Raw genomic sequence first — 18,684 nt, forward strand, 5'->3', positions numbered from 1 at the left:
GTTAGAAAAATACTGTCACGGCGAGACAAATCTCGACCACGCAGGTCAGCAAAAGGCGCAGGCGCATCCACCATGATGGCGTCAGGCGCCATTGAGAAAAGGTATAGTCCAGCAACAGTAGGCCGGCAAAACCGAACATGAGGTTTGTTGCGGCGCCCACAGGTCCGCCACCAGTCATGAAAAACGCCCAGAGGGCAGGCAAGGTCGAAAGTGCATATCCGATTGCCGCGCGCGATCCTTCAATGCGTGTCGCAAAGCCCCACAAGACGCCAGACATGAAGGATAGGATCACCGACCCATAGAACAGTTGAACATAAGGGCCGACGAACCGGGGCCCCAAGGTGGCTGCGCCCCAATCCTGCAAACCGGGGGCCAGAACCGTAAACGCCCCCCAGATAAACGGGATCAGGCCAGCAAGGCCCAGAAGAAGCGGCGCGCGGGGAATCGAGGTCATGCGTGCATGTCCCGCAACACGCGCGGTACCTTGAAGTTGACCCGCTCGACGGCGGTTTCGACGATCTCGACCGTCACGTCATACTTTTTGCGGCAAGCATCAATGACCTCGTTGACCAGGACCTCGGGCGCCGAGGCGCCGGCAGTAATCCCAAGGTGTCGGATGCCTTCCAGAGCGCGCCAGTCAATTTCTTCTGCGCGTTGGACAAGCTGCGAATAGGCACAGCCGTTTTTGGCGCCGACCTCGACAAGGCGTCGCGAGTTCGAAGAGTTGGGCGCGCCGACGACAAGGATGGCGTCCACTTTTGGGGCAATGGCCTTCACGGCCTCTTGCCGGTTTGTGGTCGCATAACAGATGTCTTCCTTGTGCGGTCCCACGATTTGTGGAAACCGTGCCTGGAGGGCCGCGACAATCCCGATCGTGTCATCCACCGAGAGGGTTGTCTGTGTCACAAAGGCGAGCTTTTCCGGGTCGCGTACCTTAATTGTGGCCACGTCTTCTTCTGTCTCGACCAGCAGGACTTCTCCGTCGGGCAATTGGCCCATCGTGCCAATGGTTTCGGGGTGTCCCGCATGGCCGATCATGATAATTTGCAAGCCATGTTCGAAATGGCGTTCAGCCTCGATATGCACCTTGGACACAAGTGGGCAGGTGGCGTCGACATAGACCATCTCCCGGCGCTGCGCTTCGGCGGGCACTGATTTTGCCACCCCATGTGCCGAGAAAATCACTGGTCTGTCATCGGGGCAATCGTCAAGCTCTTCCACGAAGACGGCGCCTTTCTCGCGCAGCCCGTCAACCACGAACTTGTTATGCACGATCTCGTGGCGGACATAGACCGGTGCCCCCCATTTTTCGAGAGCCATTTCAACGATCTTGATGGCGCGGTCGACCCCCGCGCAGAATCCACGCGGTGCGGCAAGATGGATGGTCAGGGGCGGATTTGGCATGTGCGATCCCTTTTCGTACTTGATCCAGAGGTAAGGCCTTGGGCGCGGCGCGTCCACCCCGAGGCGCGCGCGAAAATGTGATTGGCGTTTCCGTGGCTGGAAGGTTTTAGGCCCATGCTGCAAAGCGAAAGGGAACCCATGACTGCACGATTGAAAACGATAACTGCCGCGATGGCGCTCGTCGCCTGTTGCGGCACCTTAGCAATGGCCGAGGAAGGAGGGGGCTTTTTTCCATATTCAGACCCTAGCGCCGTGGCGCGGGGGCAGGTGACCTATCAGGAAAACTGCGCTAGCTGCCACGGAGAAAACCTCGAAGGAGAGCCTGATTGGCGTACACCCGACGAGGACGGTTTAATGAAGGCGCCCCCGCATGATCAAACCGGGCACACCTGGCACCACCCCGACATGCAACTGTTTCTGATTACGAAATACGGAACGGCGGCTTTGGTCGGGAACGGCTATGAAAGCCGGATGCCCGGGTTCGAAGGCGTGTTGACGGATGCCGAGATTGTCGAGGTGCTCGCCTATATCAAAAGCACATGGCCAAACAGAATCAAAGACCTGCATAACGACCGGAACGGATAAACAAAAAAACCGGGGCGAATGACCCCGGTTTTTCCTCACTTAGCGCTGTATTCGACTTCGCGGTCCGTCGGGGCCGGGTCACGCGGCGGACGGCCGATCACATCGCGCAATCCGTCAAGTTCAATGAAGTTGTCGGCCTGACGGCGTAATTCATCGGAAATCATCGGCGGTTGGCTGCGGATGGTGGACACGACAGAGACACGCACGCCCTGACGCTGCAGACTCTCAACGAGCGGCCGGAAGTCCCCATCTCCCGAAAACAGCACGATGTGATCCACGTGCGGCGCAAGCTCCATGGCGTTGACCGCGAGTTCGATATCCATGTTCCCCTTGACCTTACGGCGGCCTTGAGAGTCCGTGTACTCTTTGGCCGGCTTGGTCACCATGGTAAAGCCGTTGTAGTGAAGCCAGTCCACCAGCGGTCTGATCGGAGAATATTCGTCATTCTCGAGCAGTGCGGTGTAGTAAAACGCGCGCAGCAGTTTGCCACGGCGCATAAACTCTTGGCGCAACAGTTTGTAATCGATATCAAACCCGAGCGACTTGGCCGCTGCGTATAGATTCGAACCGTCGATGAACAGCGCAAGCCGTTCGTCCTTGTAAAACATTTTATTCCTCTCTGATTTGATGCGCCCGATAAAGTCCCGTGAGTGTAAAATGGTGGGCACACCGCATCCCTAAAGTTAGTGAAAAACTCCACACCTGCAAGCAAATCTGCGCCAAATTGCCGCCACCGTGAACGAAAGGGCTTAAAAAGTGAATAATATCTGGTTGTTGGCCCTTGGGGGGAATCTGCCGTCCGCGATTGGCGGTCCAGAAGTGACGCTAAAGAGCGCCTGCGCGTCGTTACGTCAGTTCAATCTTAAGCTGTGCAAAGTGAGTCGTTTTTATGAAACACCTTGCTTCCCTCCGGGCGCCGGGCCGGACTATATCAATGCGGCGGCGATGGTCGAAACACCGCTGGATGCGCATGATATGCTGGCGGTTCTGCATGAAGTCGAAGCCGAGTTTGGGCGGGAACGGGATCAGCGCTGGGGCATGAGAACCCTCGACATTGACTTGATCGGGGGGCAGGACTTGGTGTTGCCTGATCCGGAAACGCACCGAAAGTGGACGTCGCTGCCGCCACAGGAACAGGTGCGCGCCACCCCGGACCAGTTGATTTTGCCGCATCCGCGATTGCAGGATCGGGCCTTTGTGTTGGTCCCGCTCAATGACATTGCGCCCGACTGGGTACATCCGGCGACCGGGCGCTCGGTTTCCGAGATGTTGGCAGCCTTGCCCGAAAGCGACAGAAAAGCCGTCATTCCCCTGTGATTCAGTGCTTGTATTCACCGGGAAATCCTCATAGATACACGGTTTCTGAATCGCTGCAGACAAATTGGAGTAGTCCATGGCCCGCGTGACCGTTGAAGATTGCGTCGACAAAGTACCGAACCGCTTTGAGCTGGTGATGCTCGCCGCGCACCGCGCACGTGAGATCTCTGCCGGCGCACCGATCACGGTTGACCGCGACAACGACAAGAACCCTGTTGTCAGCCTGCGCGAAATTGCCGACGAAACCCAGACTGCCGACGAACTGCGCGAGCGTCTGATCGAAAGCAACCAGACCCAGATCGAAGTCGACGAGCCAGAAGAAGATCGTATGGCTCTGTTGATGGGCGCAGAAAACGACGCCCCTGCCGAAGACGATATGTCCGAGGAAATGTTGCTTCGCCAGCTTATGGAAGCCCAGGGTCAAGGCTAAGCTGGGTGGGCTCGCGTTGATGATCTCTGCTGACGAACTCGTCGATCACGTTCGCGCCTACAACCCGAAAACAAATGAAAAACTCATTCGTGAGGCCTATGATTTCGGCCTTGCGATGCATGAAGGGCAGTATCGTCACTCGGGCGAGCCCTATTTCACCCACCCCATCGAAGTCGCCTATATCCTCGCGGAGCAGCAACTGGACGATGCCACCGTCGTCACGGCGCTTCTTCACGACACAATTGAAGACACCAAAGCATCGTACTCCGAGGTGTCAAAGCGATTCGGAGACGAGGTGGCGATGCTGGTCGATGGCGTGACCAAGCTGACCAACCTGCAACTGTCGTCTACAGAAACCAAGCAGGCTGAAAACTTCCGCAAACTGTTCATGGCCATGTCCAAGGACCTCAGAGTCATCCTGGTCAAGTTGGCCGACCGTTTGCACAATATGCGCACCATCAAGGCGATGCGGCCTGAAAAACAGGTGATCAAGGCGCGCGAGACTATGGATATCTATGCTCCGCTGGCCGGGCGTATGGGTATGCAATGGATGCGCGAAGAACTTGAGGATCTTGCCTTCAAGGTTTTGAATCCCGAAGGTCGCGCCAGCATCATGCGCCGCTTCATCACGTTGCAGAAGGAAACGGGCGACGTGATTGAGCGGATCACCAAGGATATGCGCACGGAACTAACCAAGGCGGGCATCAAGGCCAAGGTCGTGGGCCGCGCCAAGAAACCCTATTCAATCTGGCGCAAGATGCAGGCCAAGGATCAGGGCTTTAGTCGCTTGTCCGACATTTATGGGTTCCGCATCATCACCGAGAGCGAGACCGATTGCTATGCCGTGCTCGGCGCGATCCACCAACGCTGGCGCGCAGTTCCTGGTCGTTTCAAGGACTATATCAGCCAGCCGAAGTCAAACGGCTATCGATCGATTCACACCACGGTGTCTGGTCGCAACGGGCGCAGGGTCGAGGTGCAAATCCGCACCCAGCAGATGCATGATGTGGCGGAGTCCGGCGTGGCGGCGCATTGGTCCTACAAAGACGGGGTGCGCGGTGAAAACCCGTTTGCCGTCGATCCGGTCAGCTGGGTCAGTTCGCTGACCGAACAGTTTGACGACGAAGACCACGATTCGTTTCTCGAGGCTGTCAAACTCGAGATGTACGCCGACAAGGTGTTCTGCTTCACGCCCAAGGGCGAGGTGGTCAAGCTTCCGCGCGGGGCGACTCCGCTGGATTTTGCCTATGCCATTCACACGCGGATCGGCAACGCCTGCGTTGGGGCCAAGATCGACCATATGCGCGTGCCGCTCTGGACCCGGATCAAGAACGGCCAGTCGGTCGAGATCATCACCGCGGCAGGGCAAATCCCGCAGGCGACGTGGTTGGATATCGCCACGACGGGCAAAGCGAAAACCGCCATTCGGCGTGCCCTGCGCGAGGTCGATCGCGAAAGGTTCATGAAACTTGGTCGTGAACTTGCCCGTGCTGCGTTCGAGCATGTCGGCAAGACCGTCACTGATCGCATTCTGGATACGGCAGCCAAACAACTGCGCATTGATGATCGCGACGAACTTCTGGCGCGTCTTGGCAGCGCAGAGATCGTGGCGGATGCAGTGGTCAAGGCCGTGTATCCCGAACTGGTCAAGGACGAACGCGAAGCCGTCGCTTCGGATCGGGCTGTGATTGGTCTTTCGGACGGGCAGAGTTTCCATCGTGCTCAATGCTGTCAGCCTTTGCCCGGTGAGCGTATCGTCGGCATCACCTATCGCGGCGAAGGCGTGGTGGTACACGCCATCGACTGTGAATCACTCAGCAATTACGAAGAACAACCCGAGCGTTGGCTTGATCTGCATTGGCATTCCGGCCAGCATCAGGCGATTTATGACGTCACTTTGGAAATGACGATCGGAAATGACGCTGGGGTACTGGGACGTATTTGCACATTGATTGGCGAGCACAAGGCCAATATCTCGGATCTTGAGTTCATGGATAGGAAGCCCGATTTCTTCCGGTTGCACATCCACGTAGAGCTGCGGGACGCTGAACATCTGCATTCGTTGATGCTGGCGCTCGAAGCGGAAAGTGACGTGGCCGAGATTGCAAGACACCGGGATCCTGCCAAAGCACGCAAGCCGGCCTAGCGCCCCATCGAGGAACCGCCCTGTGGTATTCAAACGCCGGGACAGACGAAGCGTTTTGAAGGTCATCTCGGATGGAGTCTATCCAAAGGGCGGTTGGACGCGGGCTTTCCACTATGTCAAACACCGGCTGCGGCGCCTGCCCGGCACGCCCGAATTCATCGCGCGGGGTATTTGGGCTGGTGTGTTCACGACCTTCACCCCTTTTTACGGGTTGCATTTCGTGGTTGCGGCCCTGATCGCAAGGGTCATAAACGGCAATCTTCTGGCGGCCTTGCTGGCAACCTTTTTCGGCAACCCACTGACCTATCTGCCCATCGGGGTTGTTTCGTTGAAAACGGGCCACTTCCTGTTGGGGACAGAATTCCAGGAAGGCGAAAAACAGTCCTTGGCCAGCAAGTTTGCCAATGCCGGCGCTGATCTCTGGCACAACTTTGTCGCCATGTTCACCGATCACGAGATGGACTGGACGGGGCTGTCGATCTTTTTTGATGAAGTGTTTTTTCCCTATATGGTCGGCGGCATCATTCCCGGTATCATCACGGGCACAATTGCCTATTACCTGAGCGTGCCCGTGATCCGTGCCTACCAGAAACGGCGGGCCGCTAAGTTCCGCAGGAAAGTCGCCGCCGCGCAGGCCAAGGCACAGCAAGCCAGCGCCAAACACAAGGCCATGCCGCCAAAGAACTAAGATTCCGGTTTTCTCCACACGCGAGGCGCACTAGGTTCGCGGCAAGGACTTTCTAGGAGCGGAAAAGCAATGCTGCGACTTGGTGTGAATATCGATCATGTGGCTACGGTTCGGAACGCGCGGGGCGGGGCCTATCCCGATCCGGTGCGCGCCGCTAAGCTGGCGGAAGAGGCCGGAGCAGACGGGATCACGGCGCATTTGCGCGAAGACCGGCGTCATATTCAGGATGATGACATCGATGGCCTGATGAAGGCGCTGACGGTCCCGCTTAATTTCGAGATGGCCGCCACGGACGAGATGCAAGCGATTGCTCTGCGCCACAAGCCTCACGCCGTGTGCATCGTGCCAGAAAAGCGCGAAGAACGGACCACCGAAGGCGGTCTGGAGGTCTCACGCGAGGAAAACAGACTGGCCCATTTCATTGCGCCATTGCGCGAGGCCGGGTGCCGGGTGTCCATTTTTATCGCAGCAGATCAGGCCCAGATTGAGGCCGCCAACCGCATCGGGGCCGAGGTGATCGAATTACACACCGGTGCCTATTGCGACTTTCACGCCGAGGGCCGGTTTGATGAACGCGACGCGGAACTGGCGCGCCTGCGTGAGATGGCGACCTTCGCCCATTCGCTTGGCCTTGAGGTGCACGCGGGTCACGGCCTGTCCTATGACACGGTTCAACCGATTGCGGCGATGCCCGAAGTCATGGAATTGAACATCGGACACTTCCTGATCGGCGAAGCGATCTTTGCCGGTCTCGACCCCGCTATCCGCGAAATGCGCCGCCTGATGGATGCTGCCAGAGGCAGTCAGTGAAACGCGTGTTCGAGGCACTCCAATTCAAGGAACGGGGTTGCCAAAAAGGGGGCTTTTTATGATCCTCGGCATTGGCACCGACCTCGCGAATATCGACCGCGTTGCCCGCACGCTTGACCGATTCGGGGACCGGTTTCGCAACCGTGTCTTCACCGATATTGAACAGGCCAAAGCGGCACGGCGCCGGGATGAGGCGGGCACCTATGCCAAACGCTGGGCTGCGAAAGAGGCCTGTTCCAAGGCGTTGGGCACCGGATTGGCGATGGGCATCGCATGGAAAGACATGTCCGTTTCCAACATGCGTACCGGTCAGCCCGTGATGCATGTGACAGGCTGGGCCGCTGAACGTCTCAAGGAAATGACCCCCGTAGGCCATGAGGCGATCATCCATGTCACGCTGACGGATGACCACCCCTGGGCACAGGCCTTTGTCGTAATCGAGGCGCGTCCGATTGGTCGGGTTGACTCCTGACCTGCCGCGCCGCATGTAACGCTGAAATTCCTATCGGAGAGAACAAATGGCAGCCGAGGCAAAGAAATCGGGCGGGTTCATGGAAACGGTCAAGACCATCTTCTGGGCTCTTGTCATCGCCGGTGTGTTCCGGTCCCTGTTTTTCCAGCCCTTCTGGATCCCGTCCGGTTCGATGAAGGATACCCTGTTGATCGGGGATTTCGTCTTTGTAAACAAAATGTCTTATGGCTATTCCTATGCCTCTTGCCCCTCTATCCGCATTCCGGCCATTGGCGTGAATATCGACGCCAAGAACATCTGCGGTGTCTTTGACGGGGACAACACCCGGCTTTTCGGCTCGGAACCTGAACGGGGGGATGTCGTAGTCTTCCGCCATCCCTTGACTGGCTTTGACTACATCAAGCGTCTCGTGGGCCTGCCCGGTGAAACCATTCAGGTTAAGGCGGGCGTGCTGCATATCAATGGCGAACCGGTCAAGCTGGAAGATGGTGGCGTGTTCGAAGAAGTTGCGGGACCGCAGGGGCCGCAGGGCCTGCGCCCGCGCTGTGAAAACGGCCCGGTGGGCGACGGGGGCGTGTGCCTCAAATCGCGCCAGTATGAAACCTTGCCGGGTGGACGCACACATTCAATTCTGAATATCGCGAACCAGCCGACAGACAACACAGGCGTCTATACGGTGCCGGAAGGGCACTATTTCTTTATGGGCGACAACCGTGATAATTCGACCGACAGCCGCACCCCTCGCGTCGCGCGTGGGGTCGGGTTCGTGCCCTATGAGAATCTGATCGGCCGCGCAGACCGCGTGATGTTCTCGTCCGCAGGGCGATCCATGTTCTTTTTCTGGACTTGGCGCAGCGACAGGTTCTTCAAGGCGGTCGAATGAAGTTATCTGCCGATCTGAAAGCACTTCAGAAACGCATCGGGCACGAGTTTTCAAGGCCTGAACTCTTGGTGCGGGCTGTGACACATTCCTCCATGTCCTCGCCGACCCGTGACGACAACCAGAGACTGGAATTTCTGGGTGACCGCGTTCTGGGGCTGGTCATGGCCGAGGCGCTTTTGTCGCAAGATCGCGCTGCGACCGAGGGCCAGCTGGCCCCACGATTCAATGCTTTGGTGCGCAAAGAAGCCTGTGCCGATGTGGCCCGCGAAATTGCCTTAGGGGACGCAATGAAGCTTGGCAGGTCCGAAATGATGTCGGGTGGCCGCCGCAAACAGGCCCTGCTTGGCGACGCGATGGAGGCCCTCATCGCTGCCGTCTATCTGGATGCGGGGTTCGAGACCGCAAAACAGATGGTCGTCCGCCTATGGGGGGATCGCGTGACCAAGGTCGAGGCCGACGCCCGCGATCCCAAAACCTCGCTTCAGGAATGGGCGCAGGCCCGCGGGCTGAAGCCACCAACCTACGAAACGGTGGCACGGACGGGTCCCGATCATGCCCCCGTTTTCCGGATTTCCGTTACGCTTGAAACCGGGCAAAGCACCGAGGCGGCGGACAATTCCAAACGCAAAGCCGAGCAGGCCGCGGCCAAGGCACTGCTTGCCCAGCTTCAGAGCTGACTGGCATGTCCGACAATTTACGCGGCAGCCTTGCCATGGTGCTGTCCATGGCGGCCTTTGCGGTTGAGGACGCCTTACTCAAATTCGCGATGCAAACCGTCCCGACCAGCTTTGTCCTGCTGATCTTTGGCGCGGTTGGCCTAAATCTGTTCGCGGCCCTGTCCAGGCGCGCGCAAGAGCCGGTCTTTCATCCGGCCATCCTGTCACCTGCGATGATCATACGGTCCGGTTGTGAATTGGCAGGGCGGTTGTTTTTCTTCCTCGCACTGGCCTTTTCGCCGCTGTCCAGCACCACAGCGATCCTTCAATCCGCGCCACTTGTCGTGACTTTGGGCGCTGTTCTGTTCTTAGGTGCCCATGTAGGTCCGCGACGGTGGGTCGCGATGGCGGTCGGCTTTGTTGGGGTCCTTCTAATCGTCCGTCCGGCCCCCGCCAGTTTCGAAATCGCATCCATCTTTGCCGTGCTCGCAACACTGGGGTTTTCTGGCCGTGACCTTGCCACGAGCATCAGCCCCAAAACCATGTCCAGCAACCAGTTGGGGACGCTGGGATTTGCGGTTCTGATCCTTGCGGGGATCATCCTGTTTCCGTTCCAAGGCCTGCCCGAAAGCCCGATCAACCCTGTGCATGTTTTGGTTGTTGCGGGCACAACGCTGGTGGGTGTGTTGGCCTATACGACCCTGACCGTGGCCATGCGCACCGGTGATATCGCGGTGGTGACGCCATTTCGGTATTCACGCATGTTGTTCGCGCTGGTGTTCGCGATCTTCTGGTTTGGCGAACGCCCCGATCCCCTGATGATCGTTGGCACCACCCTGATCGTGGCAAGCGGGCTGTACACATTGATGCGCAGCGGGGGCAAAATCCCATCTGGCCCCAGGCCCTGAAACCCTGTAAACCCAAGGCTTGCAATGTCTGAGGAATGCCCATGACCACCCGCGCCGGATTCGTCGCCCTGATAGGAGAGCCCAATGCAGGGAAATCCACCCTGACCAACCGCATGGTAGGGGCCAAGGTGTCGATCGTCACTCACAAGGTTCAAACCACCCGTGCGCGCATTCGAGGTGTTGCGCTGGAAGGGGACAGCCAGATCGTGTTTGTGGACACGCCCGGCCTGTTCCGGCCGCGCCGTCGTCTGGACCGCGCCATGGTGGCCGCCGCTTGGGGCGGGGCCGCCGATGCTGATGTGATTGTGCTAATGGTCGAGGCGCATCGCGGCGTGACCGAAGGCGTCGAGCGCATTCTCGAAGGGCTTTCGGAACTGCCCAAGGGGCGCACCATCGCGCTGGCCATCAACAAGATCGACAAGGTCGAGTCCGAAAGGCTCTTGGGCCTAGCCAAAGACTTGAACGATCGTTTCGAATTTGCCGAAACCTTCATGATTTCCGCAGAAAAGGGGCATGGCGCGGATCACCTGAAAACATGGCTGGCTGAACAGCTTCCCGAAGGGCCGTGGCTTTATCCCGAGGACCAGATCGCAGACCTGCCGATGCGGATGATCGCGGCCGAGATCACGCGCGAAAAGCTGACCCTGCGTTTGCATCAGGAACTGCCCTACCAATTGACCGTCGAGACCGAAAACTGGGAAGAGCGCAAAGACGGGTCGGCCAAGATTGACCAGTTGATTTACGTTATGCGCGACGGTCACAAGGGCATCGTGCTTGGCAACCGCGGCGAAACGATCAAGGCTGTCTCGAAAGCCGCGCGAGAGGAACTGGAAGAGTTTCTGGGCCGTCGCGTCCACCTGTTCCTTCAGGTCAAGGTACGCCCGAACTGGCTTGAGGAAAAGGAACGCTATTCCGAGATGGGGCTCGATTTCCGTGACGGGAACAAATGACACGACTGACCGCGAAATTCTGGGTGCAGGCCTATATGGCGCGTTTGGAGTTTGCGGGCATTCCTGCATATGTCGTGGCCCATGGAGATGACACGGCGGGGGCCGTTCTCGTTAAACTGGCAACGCTGGACGGGCAGGCACAGGCGTTTCAGAGATCATTCGACCTTATGACAGGTGACCGCAAGTGGATGGTGCTGGCTGAAGGTGAAGAACCTACGGTGGATGCGGCGCTGCGCCGTCAGCGGGATTTTGATCCGGACCTCTGGGTCGTGGAAGTCGAGGACCGGCAGGGGCGTCACCTGTTAGACGAACCGGGACTGGTGGACTAGGCGATGGAATGGCGGGATCAGGGCATCGTTCTGGGAAGCCGAAAGCACGGAGAAACCTCTGTTATTGTTGAGGTTTTCACACCGGACCATGGCCGTCACGCCGGTGTGGTGCGTGGCGGGACCAGTCGTAAGATGACCCCGATTCTACAACCCGGGGCACAGGTCGATCTGACCTGGCGTGCGCGGCTTGAGGACCATATCGGTAGCTTTCTGGTCGAGCCGCTGCGCAGCCGTGCGGCGGTGCTTTCCGACCGGCTGGCACTGGCGGGCATGAACGCGGTGACGTCCCTGTTGTTGTTCTGCCTGCCCGAGCGGGAACCCCATTTCACCCTTTATGTGCGCACAGAGCAATTGCTTGATTTGCTTGGTCAAAATGACATCTGGGCCCTGGCTTACCTGCACTGGGAACTGCAATTGCTAGAGGATTTGGGGTTCGGTCTGGATCTCTTGCAATGCGCCGTGACCGGTGCGACCGAGGGGCTGGTTTACGTCTCGCCCAAGTCCGGACGCGCGGTGTCACGCGCGGGCGCGGGTGATTGGGCCGATCGCCTTTTGCCCCTGCCGCCCTGCCTTGTCGGCCAAGGAGAGGCTACGGATGCAGAGATCCTTCAAGCACTTGAAGTCACCGGGTATTTTCTTGAACAAAAGGTCGCAAACACGCTTGGGAACAGGACCTTGCCTACTGCCAGAGGGCGGTTCATGGACGCATTGGCGCGACAGGCGTTCAGGACGTAACGTGCGGTTTTTGGTCAGGCGTAGAGGGCCAGAACGAGATCGACCAAAGTGCCGAGCGCCTCTTCGTTGGTCTGCCCGTCACGTTCGGAAAGTTCGACCATGCCAAGGTTCGCAGCATATATGATGCGCGACAATTCCGGATTGGAAAGGCCAACGTCAGATAGGGCTTTGTCCAACGATTTCATACGCTTGGCGTCAACGCGGGCCACGGTTTCTGCTGCTTTTTCGCTACCATGGGCCCAGGCGCGGATGGCGGGTTCAACGTTGCTGTCGCTTTCCCCGTTCTGGGCTAAGCTACGCAGGCGCTGCACGGCGTTTACGGTCTCGGCGGGTGAATGGAACCCGTTGAGGCTTTGTTCTTCCCAGCGGGCAAGCAAAGCGTCGTGAAAGGCCGGTACGTCTTTGAAATGCCAGTAAAAACTGCCCTTGGTTGTCTTGAGGTTTCGCGCCAGAGCCTCGGCCTTGAGGGCAGAAGGGCCTTGCGCAAGAAGCGCTTCAAAGCCGGCCTGAATCCAGCTGTCGGGAGAAAGACGAGTCGCAGACATGACTCTGGCGTACGCCCGCGGCCGATTCTATGCAAGCGCCGCGATGCCGCAGCGCAGCATTTTTTGTGAAAAGAGATGGAGTGACCAATTTGTACAACATTTTTCGGGGAGCTGCCCGATTTGTACAAAAGTATGAAGGTATCGAGATACCGTAGGTGCGTCAGGTGGGGGTCATCGTTCCCAAGGCAAGCATCAGCATGGCAACCGCGCCAATCCATGCAGCGACGACTCGCACCACGATTCCGAGCCATGCTGCCTGCGCACGCTTGCGGATGTAATACAGTATGCCGAACAGGTAGAGCAGCCCGAGACTAGCGCCGACGATAGACCCCGACGTCGTAAACAGGCGGTCCCGGGTGGGGCCGTCATCGGGGATTGAGGCCGATCCAATCAACAACCCTGCACCCCCCACTAGGACGAGCGCCGCAGGCAGCAGGCGCCCCGGCAGAAGGGCTGTGAAAGAACAGATCAGAACGGTCGCACCAAACAGGGTTGGATCAAGAGTGCTGTCGGCGGATCCGAAGATAACCCCCAGCAGGGAACATGCGAGAAATCCCGCCAGAAGCCAGCGCACACTGTCCTCGGCATAGCCCGCAACCAGAAGCCCCGTGCCTAGCATCACGAGGGCCTGTGCGGGGGTCGAGAACGGGTGGAGTAACCCGACATAGAAACCCTTGATGCCCGGAATTGGAGCATGGGCATAGGCCGGCCCCGCCATCATGACCAGACCGATAACGGCGAGCAGGCGGGCTTGGGGCAGAGTCATGCCATGCCGGTCAGGAAAGCGATGCCTGCCAGCGAGATCAGCGCACCTGCGCCGCGTACGGCCATGCGCCCCGCGGGCCACCGCACGAGAAGGCCAAAGGCGATGCCGATGAGATGCAGAAGCCCCGTCGAAATGACAAACCCGACCGCATAGGCAAAGGCGTTTACCGTGGCGGGCAATTCGGTGCCGTGGGCGTAGCCGTGGAAAATCGCAAATGCCGCTACGATCACACCGGCGATCCAGAGCGGTGGCCGCAGCGCAAGCACGATCATGAACCCGAGCACGACCGCAGACAGCGCGATGCCGGTTTCAACCGCCGGCACGGGCAGACCGATGATCCCCGCAACGGCCCCCAAGGCCATCACAAGCGGGAACACCACGGGCAGGATCCAGATTGCAGGCGACCCGAGAAATGCCCCCCAAAGGCCGACCGCCACCATGGCCGCTACGTGATCCCAGCCGAGGATCGGGTGGGTGAACCCCGCCACAAAGCCGCCGCCATAACCGTCACCGCTGTGGGCCAATGCAGGAAAGGCGATCATCACAAGGCAGACGGCGCCTAGCAAAGCATGGGTTGGGGGGCGGGTCATCTTCAGTTCCTTTTTGGGCGAATGATTCTTGCGAACCTTCTGATTGGAACATGGATGCCCTTGTCATAAAAGAATGATTTCGTCAGGCGTTCAGCGCTTGCTGGTTCTAAAAGACAAAACCCCGGCCCGCATTGCGGACCGGGGTTTAGAGTTCGTGTATTGAAAGCGACTTAGCCGAGCAGACGGCGGGCAATCACCTGCGCCTGGATTTCCGCGGCACCCTCAAAGATATTCAGGATGCGGGCGTCGCACAGAACGCGGCTGATCTGGTATTCCAGCGCAAAGCCGTTGCCGCCGTGAATTTGCAGTGCGTTGTCGGCTGCTGCCCATGCCACACGGGCGCCCAGCAGCTTGGCCATGCCTGCCTCAAGGTCGCAGCGTTGGTCGTGGTCTTTTTCCCATGCCGAGAAATAGGTCAGCTGACGCGCGACCATGATCTCGACCGCCATCATTGCCAGCTTGCCGGCGACGCGGGGGAAGTTGATCAGCGATTTGCCGAACTGCTTGCGGTCCTCGGCGTATTGCATGCCGATTTCCAGCGCGTTTTGCGCCACGCCGACGGCGCGGGCGGCGGTCTGGATGCGGGCCGCTTCGAAGGTTTTCATCAGTTGCTTGAAGCCTTGGCCTTCGACGCCCCCCAGAAGGTTTTCGCCCTTGACCTTGAACCCGTCAAAGCCAAGCTCGAATTCCTTCATGCCGCGATAGCCCAGAACCTCGATTTCGCCGCCGGTCATGCCTTCGGTCGGGAACGGGTTTTCGTCGTCGCCGGGGGTTTTCTCGGCCAGGAACATCGACAGACCGCGGTGGTCGGTCGAATCCGGATCAGTGCGCGCCAGCAGGGTCATCACATGAGTGCGGGCCGCGTGGGTGATCCATGTCTTGTTGCCGGTGATCTCATAATCGCCATCGGCGTTTTTCACGGCACGTGTGCGCAAGCTGCCAAGGTCAGAGCCGGTGTTCGGTTCGGTGAATACGGCGGTCGGCAGGATTTCGGCCGAAGCCAGTTTCGGCAGCCAGTGTTGTTTCTGTTCCTCGGTGCCGCCGGCCTCGACCAGTTCAGCCGCGATTTCCGAGCGGGTGCCGAGCGAACCAACACCGATATAGCCGCGCGACAGTTCTTCGGAGACCACCACCATCGACGCCTTAGACAGGCCAAGCCCGCCATATTCCTCGGGGATTGTCAGGCCAAAGACGCCCATTTCGGCCAGTTCCTCGATGATTTCCATCGGGATATAGTCGTCCTTGAGGTGCCATTCATGGGCGTTGGGGACCACGCGTTCATCCGCGTAGCGGCGGAACTGTTCGCGGATCATCTCGAGCTCTTCATCCAGGCCCGACGCGCCAAAGGTGGCGTGGCCGTGGTTGTCCTGCATCAGTTCGACAAGGCGCATACGGGCCGCCTGCGTATTGCCCGATGTGCAGAGCATGTCGATTTCCGGCGCGTTCAGACCGGCTAGCGCATCGGCGCCAAGGCCAAGGTCGCCAATACGGACGATTTCGCCCTGGCTCATCGGGATGCCGCCCTTGATCTGGTTCAGGTATTCCCCGAAAGCGATCTGGTGGATGAGTTGTTCCATCTCGCCGAACTTGCCGTCGGCCTGCAGGCGTTCGGCCCAGGCCTGCATTTGGGTCAGGGATTGTTCGTAGGTAGCCAGCCAGGCAAGGCCATGTGCGGCGGCCTGGTTGTCTTCGAGCAGCGCGCCCGAGACGCGGCCTTCGGCAGACACGGTTTCACGCACGGTGCTGGTCGCGTTTTCAAGCAGGGCTTTGACCGGGGCAACAGCCGCGCCGGTCAGCGTCAGAAGGTCGGGAAGAAGAGTGGCGTTCGTCATCGTCAGGTCCTGTCCGTCATGGGCCATGAATCATATCCTTTGCTTTGCTGCAGTGTGACATAATTCGTTTGCAGGTGCAGCGCAACAATAATACTTGTTGCTTAACGTAATTGTTCGTTTGTTGCGCATGGACTTTTTGCAGGGGCGGACTAAAAGCCCTAAGAGTAGGCCATGAATAGCCTTTTCACTCTTGTGACCCCGGATTTGTTTGGCGCAGCCCTGTTGATCGCAGGTCTTGCCGGAATCATCAAGGGCATGGTGGGTTTCGCCATGCCGATGGTGATGATCTCGGGGCTGAGCACCTTCCTGCCGCCCGATCTGGCGCTGGCAGGTCTGATCGTGCCGACCCTCGTGACAAACGGGATGCAGGCGTTGCGACAGGGGGTGGGGGCGGCCCTGATTTCGGTGCGCAAGTTCCGCGTATTCCTGCTGGCCGGTGTGGTCAGCCTTTTGATCTCGGCCCAGTTCGTGCGGATCATCCCGCCCGAAACCATGCTCTTGTTGATCGGGGGGCCGGTGGCACTGTTTGCGGTGATCCAACTGATGGGCGTGCGGGTGTCCCTGCCGGAACGGTCGGCCCGGATCGAGGCAGGTGTGGGCGGCTTTGCCGGGTTGATTGGCGGTTTCTCGGGGGTCTGGGGGCCGCCGACGGTTTTGTACCTGACCGCGCTGAACACTGAAAAAACCGAGCAGATGCGTGTACAGGGCGTGATCTATGGGCTTGGGGCTGTGGCTCTGTTCTTTGCTCATATCGGGTCCGGGGTGGTGCGCGCCGAAACCCTGCCGTTTTCGCTGGCGATGGTGCCGCCTGCCGTGTTGGGTATGTGGCTGGGGGGTAAGGTGCAGGACCGGATCGACCAGACCATGTTCAAAAAGGCCACGCTGGTTGTTCTGACGCTGGCCGCGCTAAACCTTGTCCGCCGTGCCCTTGTGGGCTGAGGCTTTTCGTCAGAGGCCCCTGCACGCGCTTGACCCTATGCGCGCGGGCGGGCTTGATGGGGGCGAGGCAAACCGAGGATGACATGACACGCGACGGCTATGCAAAGATGACAGGCATCAGCACGGCCATTCTGGCCACGGTGGCGGTCGGGTGGGTGCTTAACACCGCGCACGCAATCCTTGTGCCGATTGTATGGGGGGCTTTGCTGGCCTTCCTTATGGACGGCATTTCGCGCGAGATGGAGCGGTTGCCCGTCTACACGCGTATCGTGCCGCCGTGGATGCGCATGACGATGACGGCGATTGTCCTGTTCCTGTTCCTGTTCCTTGGCGTGGGGTTCTTTGCCCGCAACATGGAGCCCGTTGTGCGCGCCATTCCGACCTATGTCGATTCCCTGTCGGTGATCGTGTCAGAACAGGCGGGGCGTTTCGACTATGAGGTGGAACTGACCTGGCAATCCATTGACAAGTTGCTGGATGACAACATCGACCTTCAGGTCGCGCTGCGCTATGCGCTGAATTCCCTGTCTTATTCGGCGGGTTATGTCGCGCTGGTTTGTCTGTACGCAATCCTGTTCCTGTTCGAACGCAACGCCATAAAGACGAAAATTTCGGCGATTGTACCCGATGACGAAGCGCGGGCGCAGGTCTGGCAAACCATCGACATGCTGATTTCGCAAATCGGCACCTATTTCACCATGAAAACCCTTATCAACGTGGTGTTGGGGGTTATCTGCTATTTGATCTTCCTTGTCTTCGGGGTTGAGTTTGCCGCGTTCTTTGCCGTGCTGACGGCGATCTTCAATTACATTCCCTATGTTGGGTCATGGATCGCCATGGCCTTGCCGATGCTGTTTGCAGTGGGGCAGTTCGGCCTGTCCTCGGAATTATTGTTGCTGTTTGCCAGCCTGAGCGCAGCCCAGTTCGGGATCGGCTATTTCTGGGAACCACGCCTGATGGGGCGCAGCATGAATATCAGTCCGGTTGTGGTCATGGTTTCGCTCGCGGCGTGGACCGCGATCTGGGGCGGGGCGGGGGCGATCCTGTCGGTGATCCTGACTTCGGCCGTCGTCACGATCATGGCCCTGTTTCCCGGATCACGGCCGCTGGCCATCCTGTTGACGAATGACGGCAACCTGCCCGAACCTTATCCGGCCTCAAAGGTGGAAGAGACCGGTTAATCCGGATCCGGGTCGTACCATGCCATGAGCGCGCCTGGCTCGGGTGGGACATAGGTTGCGATGCCGCCCGAGAAATCCTCGAAGTTCTGGCGGTTCATGCCGTTCACCCCGGCAATGACATGGGCGCCCTCGGCCAAAGCATGTGCGACGAGGTCGCGAAAGCCGCGTCCGTCTGATTCCTGTTTGCCGAATTTGTTCAGGATGAAGATATCAAAGGGATCCTGCATGGATTTGCCGACCTCGACCACGGCCTGTTCAAGGGCCTCGGGGTTGAGGCGGCAGCCCTTCGACTCCTTTCCGAGGAATTGGGAGATGCGAATTCGGTCCCCGTCCGGCAGGATTTGTACGTCCATGTCGCAGCGATGCGAGGGTTCGCAGTCGGAGTTGATCTGGACAATGCCGCGCGTGCGCACACCTTTTGCAGCAAGCTCGGCCGCGAAATCGGCCAGAAGGCGGTCAAGTTCGCCTTTGCCTTCGGTCATGGTGTAGGCGATTTTCATGGGTCAAATGCTCCGCAC

Annotated in this window: 23 protein-coding genes; 15 read left to right on the forward strand and 8 right to left on the reverse strand. The window is 58.8% G+C overall.

From position 1 onward, the window contains the following. Position 1 precedes the first annotated feature (1 nt). On the reverse strand, positions 2 to 454 hold the full coding sequence (locus tag WNE31_RS10170) for a DUF3429 domain-containing protein (RefSeq protein WP_349979643.1): 453 nt from the start codon (positions 452 to 454) through the stop codon (positions 2 to 4). Further along, positions 451 to 1,404: a 4-hydroxy-3-methylbut-2-enyl diphosphate reductase gene (gene ispH, locus WNE31_RS10175; protein ID WP_349979644.1), complete on the reverse strand. Its 954-nt coding sequence runs from the start codon at positions 1,402 to 1,404 to the stop codon at positions 451 to 453. The genes WNE31_RS10170 and ispH overlap by 4 nt, the downstream gene beginning before the upstream one ends. A gap of 138 nt (positions 1,405 to 1,542) precedes the next feature. On the opposite strand from ispH, the gene WNE31_RS10180 reads away from it, so the two are divergent. After that, entirely contained in the window at positions 1,543 to 1,989 is a 447-nt protein-coding gene (locus WNE31_RS10180; RefSeq protein WP_349979645.1) for a c-type cytochrome, read from the forward strand. Between the two features lie 35 nt (positions 1,990 to 2,024). Here WNE31_RS10180 and WNE31_RS10185 read toward each other — a convergent pair whose 3' ends face one another. Further along, positions 2,025 to 2,597, reverse strand: a complete 573-nt coding sequence (locus WNE31_RS10185) for a LabA-like NYN domain-containing protein (RefSeq protein WP_349979646.1) — start codon at positions 2,595 to 2,597, stop codon at positions 2,025 to 2,027. A gap of 148 nt (positions 2,598 to 2,745) precedes the next feature. Between WNE31_RS10185 and folK the strand changes: the two genes are divergently transcribed. The 12 genes from folK (at position 2,746) to recO (ending at position 12,313) form a co-directional block, all read left to right on the forward strand. Beyond that, positions 2,746 to 3,306, forward strand: coding sequence for a 2-amino-4-hydroxy-6-hydroxymethyldihydropteridine diphosphokinase (gene folK / locus WNE31_RS10190; RefSeq protein ID WP_349979647.1), 561 nt, complete (start codon positions 2,746 to 2,748; stop codon positions 3,304 to 3,306). 76 nt (positions 3,307 to 3,382) lie between these two features. Then, a complete protein-coding gene (rpoZ, locus tag WNE31_RS10195) occupies positions 3,383 to 3,736 on the forward strand; it encodes a DNA-directed RNA polymerase subunit omega (RefSeq protein WP_349979648.1) in 354 nt (117 codons plus the stop codon). A 19-nt stretch (positions 3,737 to 3,755) separates the two neighbouring features. Further along, positions 3,756 to 5,882 (forward strand): RelA/SpoT family protein, encoded by a 2,127-nt coding sequence (locus WNE31_RS10200; protein WP_349979649.1) that lies wholly within the window; start codon positions 3,756 to 3,758, stop codon positions 5,880 to 5,882. A 22-nt stretch (positions 5,883 to 5,904) separates the two neighbouring features. Then, positions 5,905 to 6,570, forward strand: a complete 666-nt coding sequence (locus tag WNE31_RS10205) for a DUF2062 domain-containing protein (protein ID WP_349979650.1) — start codon at positions 5,905 to 5,907, stop codon at positions 6,568 to 6,570. A 69-nt stretch (positions 6,571 to 6,639) separates the two neighbouring features. Continuing rightward, positions 6,640 to 7,380 (forward strand): pyridoxine 5'-phosphate synthase, encoded by a 741-nt coding sequence (locus tag WNE31_RS10210; protein WP_349979651.1) that lies wholly within the window; start codon positions 6,640 to 6,642, stop codon positions 7,378 to 7,380. Positions 7,381 to 7,438: 58 nt separating this feature from the next. Further along, positions 7,439 to 7,852, forward strand: coding sequence for a holo-ACP synthase (acpS, locus tag WNE31_RS10215; protein WP_349979652.1), 414 nt, complete (start codon positions 7,439 to 7,441; stop codon positions 7,850 to 7,852). Between the two features lie 46 nt (positions 7,853 to 7,898). Further along, positions 7,899 to 8,735 carry a signal peptidase I gene (lepB, locus tag WNE31_RS10220; RefSeq protein WP_349979653.1) on the forward strand — a complete coding sequence of 279 codons (837 nt, stop codon included), beginning with the start codon at positions 7,899 to 7,901 and terminating at the stop codon, positions 8,733 to 8,735. Next, positions 8,732 to 9,412 (forward strand): ribonuclease III, encoded by a 681-nt coding sequence (rnc, locus tag WNE31_RS10225; RefSeq protein ID WP_349979654.1) that lies wholly within the window; start codon positions 8,732 to 8,734, stop codon positions 9,410 to 9,412. The genes lepB and rnc overlap by 4 nt, the downstream gene beginning before the upstream one ends. A gap of 5 nt (positions 9,413 to 9,417) precedes the next feature. Next, entirely contained in the window at positions 9,418 to 10,299 is an 882-nt protein-coding gene (locus tag WNE31_RS10230; protein ID WP_349979655.1) for a DMT family transporter, read from the forward strand. A gap of 41 nt (positions 10,300 to 10,340) precedes the next feature. Further along, on the forward strand, positions 10,341 to 11,249 hold the full coding sequence (era, locus tag WNE31_RS10235) for a GTPase Era (protein WP_349979656.1): 909 nt from the start codon (positions 10,341 to 10,343) through the stop codon (positions 11,247 to 11,249). After that, positions 11,246 to 11,578: a DUF1491 family protein gene (locus tag WNE31_RS10240; RefSeq protein ID WP_349979658.1), complete on the forward strand. Its 333-nt coding sequence runs from the start codon at positions 11,246 to 11,248 to the stop codon at positions 11,576 to 11,578. Before era ends, WNE31_RS10240 begins: the two co-directional genes overlap by 4 nt. Positions 11,579 to 11,581: 3 nt before the next feature. Then, on the forward strand, positions 11,582 to 12,313 hold the full coding sequence (gene recO / locus WNE31_RS10245; RefSeq protein WP_349979659.1) for a DNA repair protein RecO: 732 nt from the start codon (positions 11,582 to 11,584) through the stop codon (positions 12,311 to 12,313). Positions 12,314 to 12,327: 14 nt separating this feature from the next. Here recO and WNE31_RS10250 read toward each other — a convergent pair whose 3' ends face one another. The 4 genes from WNE31_RS10250 to WNE31_RS10265 all read right to left on the reverse strand — a co-directional run bounded on the left by WNE31_RS10250 (position 12,328) and on the right by WNE31_RS10265 (position 16,073). After that, positions 12,328 to 12,858: a TetR/AcrR family transcriptional regulator gene (locus tag WNE31_RS10250; RefSeq protein WP_349979660.1), complete on the reverse strand. Its 531-nt coding sequence runs from the start codon at positions 12,856 to 12,858 to the stop codon at positions 12,328 to 12,330. A gap of 160 nt (positions 12,859 to 13,018) precedes the next feature. After that, the gene (locus tag WNE31_RS10255) at positions 13,019 to 13,624 is read right to left on the reverse strand and encodes a HupE/UreJ family protein (protein ID WP_349979661.1); all 606 of its coding nucleotides are present in this window, start codon (positions 13,622 to 13,624) and stop codon (positions 13,019 to 13,021) included. Then, the gene (locus WNE31_RS10260; protein WP_349979663.1) at positions 13,621 to 14,214 is read right to left on the reverse strand and encodes a HupE/UreJ family protein; all 594 of its coding nucleotides are present in this window, start codon (positions 14,212 to 14,214) and stop codon (positions 13,621 to 13,623) included. The genes WNE31_RS10255 and WNE31_RS10260 overlap by 4 nt, the downstream gene beginning before the upstream one ends. A 170-nt stretch (positions 14,215 to 14,384) precedes the next feature. Beyond that, a complete protein-coding gene (locus WNE31_RS10265; RefSeq protein ID WP_349979665.1) occupies positions 14,385 to 16,073 on the reverse strand; it encodes an acyl-CoA dehydrogenase family protein in 1,689 nt (562 codons plus the stop codon). Positions 16,074 to 16,217: 144 nt separating this feature from the next. Here WNE31_RS10265 and WNE31_RS10270 point away from each other — a divergent pair, with 144 nt between their 5' ends. After that, the gene (locus WNE31_RS10270; protein WP_349979666.1) at positions 16,218 to 16,985 is read left to right on the forward strand and encodes a sulfite exporter TauE/SafE family protein; all 768 of its coding nucleotides are present in this window, start codon (positions 16,218 to 16,220) and stop codon (positions 16,983 to 16,985) included. Positions 16,986 to 17,041: 56 nt separating this feature from the next. Further along, positions 17,042 to 18,166: an AI-2E family transporter gene (locus WNE31_RS10275; protein WP_349979668.1), complete on the forward strand. Its 1,125-nt coding sequence runs from the start codon at positions 17,042 to 17,044 to the stop codon at positions 18,164 to 18,166. On the opposite strand, the gene WNE31_RS10280 is transcribed toward WNE31_RS10275, so the two are convergent. After that, positions 18,163 to 18,666: a DUF2478 domain-containing protein gene (locus WNE31_RS10280; protein ID WP_349979669.1), complete on the reverse strand. Its 504-nt coding sequence runs from the start codon at positions 18,664 to 18,666 to the stop codon at positions 18,163 to 18,165. The two genes, WNE31_RS10275 and WNE31_RS10280, sit on opposite strands and share 4 nt — an antisense overlap. Positions 18,667 to 18,684 lie beyond the last annotated feature (18 nt).

The sequence above is a fragment of the Shimia fortis genome (assembly GCF_040225985.1).
Classification (GTDB): Bacteria; Pseudomonadota; Alphaproteobacteria; order Rhodobacterales; family Rhodobacteraceae; genus Shimia.